Raw genomic sequence first — 12,234 nt, 5'->3', positions numbered from 1 at the left:
CTATAGTCCCAAATAACAAATATAATATTTTTTTACAGGGCTGGCCAAAGACTGCTGAATCAATGCATTGTCAACTTTTGAAATGTCTTTTACCGTTCCGTCTTTGAACAAAATTTTGATCTTTTCCTCAGTAGGGTCGTAAGTGGTATTGGTAGTTTCTCCTGTGAAGATTAAATATTCAGCCGCCGCTTCTTTGATTCCTAACGCTGCCGACATGGCCGCTCTCTTCTCCTTCACTTCCGCTGCATCAATTGGAGCCGCCTGTAGTTTTACTTTGAAGAGCTTGCGATTGACCAAAGCATTGCACAATTTGCTGAGAACAATATCGGAATGGTAACACCAATTCTTTATGGCCATCATTACATCAAAATCATCGAGCCTGCAGAAGCGATCCAAATGCTCTTCCATATTCACCTCTGAATTGTGGTCGAGAAAGAAATCCAATGTAATGGAACCGCTGCTTACTGCAATGTTTTGAGAATGCAAATCGCGTACCCGCTCAAAGATCTTCACCAATAGCTTTTCCGCACCCAATACGGTTTTATGCAGGTACACTTGCCAATACATCAAACGACGGCTCACCAAAAACTTCTCCGTAGAATAAATGCCTTTCTCTTCCACCATCAATTCCCCCTCATGTACGGTGAGCATCTTAATGATGCGGTCGTAACCAATGACCCCTTCAGAAACACCGGTGAAAAAGCTGTCGCGACTCAAATAATCCATTCTATCTACATCCAATTGTCCGGAGATCAACTGGTGCAAAAATGGTTTGGGGTAGTTATTGGTGAAAATGTCCAAAGCAGTTTGTAAAGCACCGTCCAATTCTGCATTCAAGACCTTCATAATATGGATTGAAATATCCTCATGATGCACGCCTTTCACCAATACGCGTTCCAGCGCATGGGAAAAAGGTCCGTGGCCCACATCGTGCAGCAAAATGGCGATTTTGGCTCCTGTTTCTTCTGTGGGGGTGATTTCAACACCTTTGCTCTTCAATTCGGTCAAGGCCGAACACATAAGGTGATAGGCGCCCAAAGAATGGTGCAAACGAGTATGAACCGCACCGGGATACACCAAATGCGCAAAAGCCATCTGATGAATTCGTCTCAAACGCTGATACCAAGGGTGGGAGATCACTTTAAATACCAAAGGATCGTCGATGGTAATGAACCCATGAACCGGGTCGTTGATGATTTTCCGAACTTTCGCATTCATAAACGCTGCTTACGATTTTGTTAAAATCTAGCCGACAAATGTACAAACCCTGTTCCGATTAAAAAGATTTATTAGTTTGTAAGCGTTATCTTGAGAGGCTACCAGGTTTTGATTTTAAAAGACACATGATTTTTACCCAAAACCTAAGGCCCAAAGCCTAAAGCCTAACGCCTATTTTCACGCTTTACAACTAAACTATATCTATGGCTACCGCAAAAATTGTATGGGTTGATGATGAAATCGAGAGTTTGCAATCACATAAAATGTTTCTGCAAAACAAAGGCTACGAAGTATCTACGTTCACCAATGGGTTCGATGCCATCGATTTCATTAAGGAAGAAGCAGTAGATGTAGTACTATTAGATGAAACCATGCCCGGCATTACCGGTTTGGAAACCTTGGCAAAAATTAAAGAGATCAAACAAAGTCTGCCCATTGTATTGATCACTAAAAATGAAACAGAGAATTTGATGGACGAAGCGATCGGATCTCAAATCAGCGACTACCTTATTAAACCGGTGAATCCGAATCAGGTTTTGTTGAGTTTGAAGAAACTTATCGACAACAAGCGACTCGTTGCCGAGAAAACCACTACTGCCTATCAACAACAGTTTCGCAATTTGTTCATGGCTTTGAACAGCAATCCCGATCACAACGAGTGGATGGACATCTATAAAAAATTGGTGTACTGGGAATTGGAAATGGAGAAGAGCGATAGTCCTGAAATGCGTGAAGTATTGCAGAGCCAGAAAAGCGAAGCCAATACGGAGTTTTTCAAATTTGTAAGTAGAAATTATGCGAAATGGGTGAATCCAAAATCAGACGATGCACCTGTAATGAGCAATAACCTGTTGCAGTTTAAAGTGCTGCCTCATGTTGAGAAGGGAGTGCCCACCTTCTTTATACTGATCGACAATTTGCGATTTGACCAATGGAAAGCCATTCAACCGATCTTTTCTGAAAGTTTTCGCATTTTGGAAGAAGATACTTTTTACAGCATTCTTCCTACCGCCACCCAATATGCGCGCAATGCTATTTTTGCGGGGTTGATGCCCATCGAAATAGAAAAGCAATTCCCCAATTTGTGGAAGAACGATGAAGAGGAGGGAGGGAAGAACATGGCTGAGGAAGATTTCTTCAAGGCTCAATTGAAGCGACTTAAAAAAGACGATCTCAAAGTTTCGTATACCAAGATATTGAACAATCAGGCCGGTCAAGACCTCGTCAACAATATCCACAACTTAATGGGCAACGATTTGAACGTGATTGTGTACAATTTCGTTGACATGCTCAGTCATGCCCGCACTGAAATGGAAGTATTGAAAGAATTGGCCGGAGATGAAATGAGTTATCGCTCTGTAACCAAGAGTTGGTTTGAACATTCTCCTTTACACCAAGCCTTAAAAAAGATTGCAGATAAGAAGATCAATTTGATTTTAGCCACCGACCATGGAAGTGTGCGCGTGAAATCGCCCGCCAAAGTAATTGGCGACAAGCAAACCACCACCAATCTACGATACAAGCACGGCAGAAACTTGAACTACGAGCCCAAAGACGTATTGGCATTCCGCGATCCCAAAGAAGCGGGATTGCCGGTTCCAACGGTGAACTCTTCTTTCATCTTCGCTCGTGAAGACGGATTCTTATGCTATCCCAATAATTACAACTACTACGTGAACTACTACAAAAATACTTTCCAGCACGGAGGCGTGAGTTTGGAAGAAATGATTGTGCCGGTGATTAAAATGACATCGAAATAAGTTGTTGAGCCTAATCTATTCATTAATGCCGAAAGCGATTGATAAGTATACTAAGAAATGTTTTCAGATTTAAGTCTTTTCTGATCTAGGACTATAAAGGAAACTAAATCTTTATCGATTTTTTATGTAACTCTAAAGAGTTAGCAGCGTAATTAATTTTTATACCTACAATCAGTTTTAGTATTAATGTGCTGAATTTGCTTAGGGTGCAATTGCTAGTCGGGATATTTTTTTTATTCGTATATTGATATGGTTTATAAGTAATTACACTTATTTCAAAAAAATATTCATGTGAGCGTGTTCGTTATTCTGTTAGTAACTATAATTTTATGCTATTAAACCAAGTCTAATTGTCATGCGATCTTTCATCTTTGCGACAACAAATGTTGTCAATTCCTCTTTTCATAATACCAGAGAGTTTCGGAGCCGATCCACTCAACTATTCATTCCTGATATAATGTCGAAGAATTCTTTCTAACAAGTCAAATTTCATTTAATCTATTGTATTCCGTTTAACATGAAGAAGTTAAGACTGATTTTATATATAACAGTAACACTATTAGTTACATATAAAAGTTACTCTCAGAACAATCCATACAAAGAGGTTAACATTGCCTCTCCAACTGCAGCCTCATTGGGAAAGTATGCAGATTTTCCGGTAAACTCACACACTGGATTGCCGCAGGTATCGATTCCTATATACAGTATTAAATACGGATCAATTGGGCTTCCTATCAGCTTGAGTTATTTCGCTGGAGGATTGAAAGTGATGGAGCCTGCAAGCTGGGTTGGAGCAAATTGGTCATTGAATGCGGGCGGAGTTATTACTAGATCTGTTCAAGGTGCCCCTGATGAAAGGAATATCAGTAGCGCTACCGCACAAGATTATGGCCACCTTAGTAATAAAGGTTACAATAATTATTTGTGGGTGCCTGGGGCAACTCCATACAGTGGAGCTCCTGGCTATGCTTTTTCCCAAAGACAAGATTACCTTGAATTTGCTGAGGGACGCAAAGATGGCGAGCCGGATATTTTTTACTACAATTTTGCGGGAATTTCCGGTAAATTCTACTTTCATGATGACGGTTCTGTAATTACTGTTCCCAAACAGGACTTAGTGATCAAGTATGGGTATACCCCTGGTGTAGGCAAGAGCATCGATAGTTTCCTTGTAATAACTCCCGATGGAACCAAATATCAATTCGGTAGAACCTCCATCACAACAGATACGGATCCGGTAGAGAAGACGTTTCCATTCGACGGCGTAAACACGTATCAAGGGCAAGTGGTGTCTAGTTGGTATTTGAACAAAATTGAGTCTGCAGACGGGGTTTTTGCGATTAATTTAACGTATGCCCCTGAGAATTATTCCTATTATACGTACTCTGCATTTCCAGTTGATGCAAGTAGCTCTGGTACTAATGAATATAAAGTTTACAAAAATATAACGAATGGTGTTAGACTTTCTCAGGTTAGTTGGCCAAATGGAGTTGTGAACTTCAACGCCTCTAGCACTGCCAGACTTGACCTAAATGGGGACGCGATTTCTTTTGTAGACGATGCAAATACACAAGCAAAGGCTCTACAATCCATTACCATTTCAGATGGAAATTCAATGTGTAAATCTTTTAACTTCTCGTACGGTTATTTTCAAGACAATACCACCAATGTGCCATCGAATTTTGTCCCCGGGAATAATTCTAACCCAATAATAACAAAGGATAGGAATAGACTGAAATTGGAGACAGTGCAAGAATCATCTTGTGATAATTCAGTTGTGATTCCTGCCTATAGCTTTGAATATTTTACTGAGTTTGTCCCTCGGAGATTAAGTTTTGGAGTAGATCATTGGGGATTCATTAATGGGGCTAACTCAAATACAGGATTAGTTCCGACTTACACAGTGAATACATTCACACAAGTGAATGGTGCAAACAGGGACGCAGCATGGCCAGCCATGAGAGCCGGATCATTAAAAAGGATTAATTACCCTACGGGAGGATATACCGACTTCGACTTTGAAGCACACAAGACTTGGGTAAGTTATACAAAAGGAGAGTGGCAGTTTCGCTTTACACAAGCGGCCGGCGGAGACGCAAGTCCTAATTGGGTTGTAAGTACGAGGTCATTCACCGGAAATACTTACAAACTAACTTTTACCAACTCAAATGTTGGTACGCAGGCTTTTCTGAATGTATATCGGGTGTCTGATAATGTTCAAGTCAACGGATGGGTATTAGAAGCAGGTGCAAGCTTTACCACTAATTTGAATTATCCTGTGGGATCCTACAGAATTGAGATGAAAAAATTGACCAATACCAGTGGTTATCCAGCTATAGCCAACTTTGATGAATGGATCACTTCTGCCATCCAAAAAGATGAAACAGTAGGAGGACTTAGGATAAAGACAATTACACATTATGACGGTGTTTCAGTTGCAAATAATCAAGTAACGAACTACTCTTACTTTACCAATGGAAAAAGTACTGGTATATTATACAGCAGACCGACGTATGTTTATAAAATAAGAAATGATATATGGAGGGATGTCGGGTTTCAAGATGGACCCAATTGCGGCATGTATGGTTGTGTTGATTGTAACGGCTCTGCATTTGCCAAAAGTGGTGCTACGATCAGACCTCTTTCAACTACTCAAGGAAATCATATTGGCTACAATGAAGTTAAAGAAAGTAGAACAGGTGGCGGATATACAGTCTATCGTTATTATGGATCAGATTTATGGGACATAAATGTGTCTGATGTTGCAGTTCGTTCCATAACTACTAATGCGGGATGTGAACCCGGTGTAGTGAATTATCCTTTTGTACCTTATCCTTTTGAGTATAAACGTGGGGATTTGAAATATGTTGGTGTTTTTAATGAAAGCGGTCAGATTCTGAAGGAAACTGAGTATTATCATACGTATGTTGAGGATTCTATCAAAACACCGGCATTAATGGTGGCAATTTCACCAATTGCTCCAGTTAATGCAATGCTTCCTTCTTATTACAACTTAGTGACTTCTAAAAAAGTGCAAATGCAAGTTGTTGAAAAGGATTACGCTCCCGGTAGTTCTGCTAGTATGTTTAAAACGTCTAATACCTATTTCGAGAGTCCTTATCATACTATGGCTACGAGAACTTCAGCTACCTCTTCAAAGGGTGAAGTGCTTGAAAGTAGAATCAAATATTCGTTCGACTACAGGGTTGCTAATTGTGATACCATAAAAGATGGATGGAATGCTTATGCTACCTCTACTGCTGCTGCATTACTTCGCTACAACCAAAGAAAAGATACTTGTTCTACACACCTTTGTCGTTGGTGGGCATGGCAGGCTTATATTAAGGAGCTATCAGATTTGAGAATCACGTATGTAAATACTCGTAAAACAAAAATATCGAATGATAATAGTACCTACAATTCATGCATGTTGAACTGGAAAGATGCCACTGCAGATGCTTTGTTGAAGCCAGTTCTAGAGCTTAGAGCAAGAAATATGAATACTCCAATTGAGACTACTTCATGGAATGCAAATAATCTTATGAGTGCTAGTTTTGTTCAATACGGATATGCAATTTCTCCCAGTTCGATGCCTGTTCCTGCGAAAGTATTTTCTCTCCCGGTTAGCACAATTAGTCCAACATTTGTTACTTCAACAGTAAACACTAGTACAATGGTCAAAGATTCTCGTTATGAAGAAGAATCTAGTGCTAAGTTCGCCAATGGTAATCTAGTAGAAATTTTGCCGAAATCTGGCGTGCTAACGTCTTATATATGGGGATTAAACAACTCAGTGCCAATTGTAAAAGCATCAGGAGTATCTTACGCAAATCTGAAAACAGCTTATGATGCTGTGAGTGGAAACTTGAATACTTTGAGAAGCCAATCGCTACTCACCAATGCATTTGTAAATACCTACGAATACAATTCAATTCTTGGTCTTTTAAAAGAGACCAATCATAATTCAAGGAATCAAACTTATGAGTATGATGGTTTGTTCAGATTGCTTAGAATAAGGGATCACAATACCAATATTGTTAAGCAATATGAGTATAAGTTTCGTTTTGGGGTTTGTGCTCCACTGTGGCAAAATGAAGGCTCTGTGTATTGCGAAACATCCGGAGGATCCAATACGGGCAATCAGGTGCAATTGCAACGAGACATGAATCCTTGCAGCGCTAGTTATAATACAACTCGAACAGTAGTGGTAGCCTATAACACCACTTCCTGTCCTGTTTCACTTTGTAATTCAGGTAACTGCCTCGGGCCGGATAAAAAATGTATCAACGACGTGTGTAGTACCGGATGGAAAGTGTACACTGGGTCTACTTATGACTATTCTCGTGGGCTATATATCTGTACGTTTCACTATGAATGGTCTGATGGTTCATGGTCTCCCAATTATACAGAAGAGAGTGCCTCAGATTGTAGTTTTATCATGTAAAAATCAAACTGATATGAAAGTACTTATGTCATTTTTATTGGTGGTGTGTGCTTATGGCGTAAAAGGTCAAACGGCGGATTCAGCTGACTTGCTTGCGGAAAAAATTGCGAATAGAATGAGAGACTCCTTGGGTTTAACGGTTTCCATCAGGGACAGCATCTTTGTCATTAATAAACAAATCAACTCGGAAAAGAAGGAGAAAATGACAAGTAGTGGGGATTACGAAACTGTTCGAAAACAGATTCAGCAGATAGAAAATAAGAGAGACTCCTTATACCAAGCTGTCCTTCCTACGGAAAAATTTTTGTTATACAAACAAAAAAAGGCCTTGCTTATTCGAAATGACTAGGGATGTTATTTCAAAACCTTTATTCTCATTAACATGAAATATTGTTTTCTTTTGATAGTTGCTTTGATGCTCGAAGGTCAGATGATGGCCCAAGATTCGTCTGCAATTATTAGACAAGCAGATCTTGTAAACATCGAAAGAATGGGTGAGTCCGCAAATAGGTTTGTTAGCGACATAGAAAAAGCTGAGAAGCGTTATTTGAAAAAGATTCAAAGAATCGAGAATAAACTCCTAAAGAAGCTTTCCAAGATCGATAGTAGCAAAGCACAAATTATGAGGTCGAACAGTAGTCAGTTTTTTGGCACTGTTATGAGTCGCATTTCAAAGCCATCCAACTCCAATTATTTTGGGCGATTAGATACCCTGATCACCGGATTAGATTTTTTTGGCAAAGGTTCTAATGATTTGACGCACTTACAAAATGGTGCAAAGACACTATCTAATTCCCGAGCTAATCTAATTGAATTTAGAAATAAACTTAAAGAAGGTCGAGAGCTTTCGACTTTACTTAACGAACGAAAGGCATTTTTACGTGAGAAATTAAATGATGTTGATTTCGCAAAGTACTTAAAGAGCTATTCAAAGGAGCTCTACTATTTGAATGCAAGTGTTAACGAAGTCAAGCAAGTTTTTCAGGAGCCTCGAAAAGCGGAAGAAAAAATTTTGAAAGTTTTAAGTCAAACTCCTCAATTCAAAGAGTTTATGAGGGAGCACTCTGAACTGGCTTCACTATTTAGGATTCCTGACGACCCTTCAGATCCTAGTGGACTGAGTCTGTTGGCAGGACTGCAGACTAGATCTCAAGTTTCTGCTATGATTCAACAACAGATAGGAACAATGGATCTGCAAGCTATAAGGCAAAACTTGAATGGAGCCCAAGGTCAGTTAGAGCAGTTAAAGTCTAAACTTGCTAAAAATCCGGATGGATTAGAAGATTTACCGGATTTTAAACCAAATAATCAGAAGACGAAAAGTTTTTGGCGAAGAGTGGAGGTAGGTTCTAATGTGCAGTCAAATCGGGGTAATAGTTTTTTCCCGGTTACGAGTGATGTTGGCTTTAGTGCTGGATACAAGTTGAGTGATAAGAGTGTGGTTGGTCTTGGCTCAAGTTTCAAGCTTGGATGGGGTGAGGGCATTCGAAATATTCGATTGAGTTCGCAAGGACTAGCACTTAGATCCTTTTTGGATATTAAGTTGAAAGGTAGTTTTTGGGCTACCGGTGGGTTTGAACTGAATTATTGGGATAGGATCAACACCTTGAGTATTTTTTCTAATCTCAGTCCTTGGCAGAAGTCGGGTCTTGTGGGCGTGAGCAAGATAGTCTCTTTGAATTCGAAATTCTTTAAGAAAACAAAAGTTCAAGTGTTATGGGATTTTATTGGTAAAGCGAACTCGCCCAACTATCAGCCACTTGTTTTTAGATATTCTTACAATTTTAGGTAGATCAACAATAAAATTTAAATAAACCAATTCTTTTGAGCGATGCTTTTCAATTTTGATTTTAAACGTCTTTTGATATATTCTGCCGCTTTAGTTTTCTGCTTAGGTAGCTTTTTGGGACTGAAATCACAAACAACTTACAGTAGTTCAATTGAAGTAAATTATGTGCGTGTTTGGGAGGCTTCAGCTCCTGAAGCAAGTGCAAGCGTATTGCCAACGAGACCGCTTCGAGATGTTAAAATGTCAACTCAGTATTTTGATGGGTTAGGTCGTCCTTTACAAACGGTTATCAAGCAAGGTTCTTTGGAGACGGGCAGCGCTGCTGTTGATATGGTTGTTCCCAACCTTTACAATTCATTGGGACAAGAGGTGAATAGCTATCTTCCTTTTGCTGCTAATACCACCGGTGGAAATACATCTACCAATGACGGTGGTTTTAAATTGAATCCATTTCAGCAACAAGGAACTTTTATGAATGCCCAATATGCAGGACAGGGGGAGAGTTATTTTTACAGCCAAGTGAATATTGAAGCTTCTCCACTTGCAAGGGTCTTGAAAACATTGCCTCCGGGAATTAGTTGGGTGGGTTCAAATAGGGGGGTAACTAATGAGTATTCGTTTAATCAAGCTGAAGAGACCAATGTAAAAAAATGGTCGGTAAGCCAAACACCTGGCAGCATACCAACAGTAAATGGAGTTTATGCCGCAGGTGAGTTGTACCGAATGGGAACTATTGATGAGCATGGCAATACAGTATATCAATATAGTGATAAAAATGGCGCTGTTGTTTTAAAAAGTGTTCAGTTAGGAGCTGAATGGGCGCATACTTTCTATGTATACGACGAGTTTAACAGATTAAGAGCGGTGGTCCCTCCCAAAGCAGTTGCTGCTATCAATACAACCTGGGTGATAACAACACCTATTATGAACGAACTTTGCTTTCGCTATGAATATGATAAACGGGGTCGTTTGATTGTAAAGAAAGTTCCGGGAGCGGAAGAAGTTAGAATGGTGTATGACGCCAGAGATCGTTTGGTGATGACGCAAGATGGCAATATGCGAAGTGCAAACAAATGGTCCTATGTTGTTTATGACTCTTACAACCGACCAATTGAAACAGGTATTTTGGTTAATAGTAGTAGTCATACGGTTTTAATGGATGCGGCCTATAATAGCACTTCTTATCCTAATACAACAGGTGGAACGGTGTTGACGAAAACATTTTACGATAATTATTCATGGCTAGCTTCAAATGGAAATCCTTTCAGCTCATCTAGGTCGCTGAGTGATGATGGGTTGCTTCTTTCTGCCTCCAGTTCCTATCCGTATACACAATTTCCAAGTCAGTCTGCATTGACCAAGGGAATGCCTACAGGTTCAATGGTTAACGTTTTGGAAAGCACCCAGAACTTGTATACAATAAGCTACTATGATGAATATGGTCGGATGATACAGAGTCAGCAACAGACTATAAATAGTGGTGTAACAATTACTACTAATCAATATAGCTATGCGGGCCAAATGTTGGCAAACTATACAAGTACAAAGATTAGTAGTACTAGTGCAACTATTGGATGTTTGACGAAGTATGAATACGATGATTTAGGGCGAATGAGTTTAGTTAAAAAGCAAGCTCGTTCTTCAACAGGCTTGAACAGTGTAGAGAAAATATTGGTGCAGAGTGAGTTCGATAAGTTGGGGCAATTGAAGAAAAAAACATTGTCTCCTGGCTTTGGAACAAGTGGTCTAGAGTCCCTTCAATATGATTACAATGTTCGAGGTTGGTTACTAGGAGCGAATAGGAATTATACCAAAGATCAAAATAACACGAATTATTTTGGTTTTGATTTGGCTTATGACAAGATCACCGGTGTTTTGGTTGGAGCTCAGTCATATTCGGCGGCGCAGTATAACGGAAACATTGCGGGAATGACATGGAAGAGTAAAGGCGACGGTGAGAAAAGAAAATATGATTTTGCTTACGACGGAATGAACCGATTGCTTAAAGCAGATTTTACGCAGTATACAAATGGAACATTTAATAAAACGGCTGGATTCAATTTTGATGTTAAAATGGGTGATGGGGTGAATGCCAGCACTGCCTATGATTTGAATGGAAACATCTTGCGAATGCAGCAGTTTGGCTACAAGTTAGCAGGAAGTGCTCAGATTGATGATTTATCTTATATGTATCTGGCGAATAGTAATAAGTTGATAAAGGTAACCGATGCCTTTAATGATGCAGCAACAAAGCTAGGCGATTTTAAAGATGGCTCGAATACAACAAGTGACGATTATTCTTTTGACAATAATGGTAATACCATAACGGATCAAAATAAAGATATTACCAGCATTACTTATAACCTACTGAACCTGCCACAAGTTATAACAGTCAATAAGACTCCGACAGATATTACAAAAAACAATACTATAACCTATACGTATGATGCATCCGGCAACAAATTAAAAAAGGTTGTGGTGGATAAAACAGTGACACCCAACAAAACAACTACCACTTTATATGCTGCCGAACAAGTATACGAGAATGATGTGTTGCAATTGATTGGACACGAAGAAGGTCGAATCAGATTTGTGCCGGCGGATGGAGAAACGGCAGCAAGTTTTCAGTTCGATTACATGCTGAAAGATCATTTGGGTAACGTTCGGATGGTATTGACAGACGAGCAAAAGATTGAGGCCTATCCGGCTGCTACCATGGAAACAGCGACTAGTACGGCAGAGAATCTATTATATGCTAATATTAATACTACGAGGTCAACAAAGCCCGCAGGTTATCCGGCAGACAGTTATTCTAGTCCTAATACATACGCTGCTAAAACCAGTGGAAGTGGTAATAAATTAGGTCCGGCCATCATTTTAAAGGTAATGGCAGGGGACAAGTTTAATGTAAGAGTAAGTAGTTGGTACAAAACAGGGGGAGCCAGTCCACAAACACCCACGAGTGCCTTAAGTGACTTAGTAAGCGCATTAACCAACTCTTTTGCTTCGATGGCCTCGTCTAA

Annotated in this window: 6 protein-coding genes; 5 read left to right on the top strand and 1 reads right to left on the bottom strand. The window is 39.7% G+C overall.

Annotation, left to right across the window (positions count from 1 at the left end):
* A complete protein-coding gene (locus tag ACQ2HE_RS16845) occupies nucleotides 1-1,218 on the bottom strand; it encodes an HD domain-containing protein (RefSeq protein WP_430901216.1) in 1,218 nt (405 codons plus the stop codon).
* Nucleotides 1,219-1,421: 203 nt separating this feature from the next.
* On the opposite strand from ACQ2HE_RS16845, the gene porX reads away from it, so the two are divergent.
* The 5 genes from porX to ACQ2HE_RS16820 form a co-directional block, all read left to right on the top strand.
* Complete coding sequence (gene porX, locus ACQ2HE_RS16840) at nucleotides 1,422-2,978, top strand: T9SS response regulator signal transducer PorX (protein WP_430901214.1); 1,557 nt, start codon at nucleotides 1,422-1,424, stop codon at nucleotides 2,976-2,978.
* 517 nt (nucleotides 2,979-3,495) lie between these two features.
* On the top strand, nucleotides 3,496-7,422 hold the full coding sequence (locus ACQ2HE_RS16835; protein WP_430901212.1) for a hypothetical protein: 3,927 nt from the start codon (nucleotides 3,496-3,498) through the stop codon (nucleotides 7,420-7,422).
* A 13-nt stretch (nucleotides 7,423-7,435) separates the two neighbouring features.
* The gene (locus ACQ2HE_RS16830; RefSeq protein WP_430901210.1) at nucleotides 7,436-7,771 is read left to right on the top strand and encodes a hypothetical protein; all 336 of its coding nucleotides are present in this window, start codon (nucleotides 7,436-7,438) and stop codon (nucleotides 7,769-7,771) included.
* A 33-nt stretch (nucleotides 7,772-7,804) separates the two neighbouring features.
* On the top strand, nucleotides 7,805-9,214 hold the full coding sequence (locus ACQ2HE_RS16825; RefSeq protein ID WP_430901208.1) for a hypothetical protein: 1,410 nt from the start codon (nucleotides 7,805-7,807) through the stop codon (nucleotides 9,212-9,214).
* A gap of 39 nt (nucleotides 9,215-9,253) precedes the next feature.
* A partial coding sequence (locus ACQ2HE_RS16820) for a DUF6443 domain-containing protein (protein WP_430902477.1) occupies nucleotides 9,254-12,234 on the top strand: 2,981 nt, incomplete at its 3' end.

The sequence above is a fragment of the Endoryza foliicola genome, from assembly GCF_050589245.1.
GTDB lineage: Bacteria > Bacteroidota > Bacteroidia > Chitinophagales > Chitinophagaceae > Endoryza > Endoryza foliicola.
Note: the sequence above shows the minus strand (reverse complement) of the source record. Positions and strands in the feature narration are given on the sequence as shown.

Coding starts and splice junctions, on each gene's coding strand:
- ACQ2HE_RS16845 (WP_430901216.1), bottom strand. CDS start 1,218: ATGAATGCGAAAGTTCGGAAAATCATCAACGACCCGGTTCATGGGTTC.
- porX (WP_430901214.1), top strand. CDS start 1,422: ATGGCTACCGCAAAAATTGTATGGGTTGATGATGAAATCGAGAGTTTG.
- ACQ2HE_RS16835 (WP_430901212.1), top strand. CDS start 3,496: ATGAAGAAGTTAAGACTGATTTTATATATAACAGTAACACTATTAGTT.
- ACQ2HE_RS16830 (WP_430901210.1), top strand. CDS start 7,436: ATGAAAGTACTTATGTCATTTTTATTGGTGGTGTGTGCTTATGGCGTA.
- ACQ2HE_RS16825 (WP_430901208.1), top strand. CDS start 7,805: ATGAAATATTGTTTTCTTTTGATAGTTGCTTTGATGCTCGAAGGTCAG.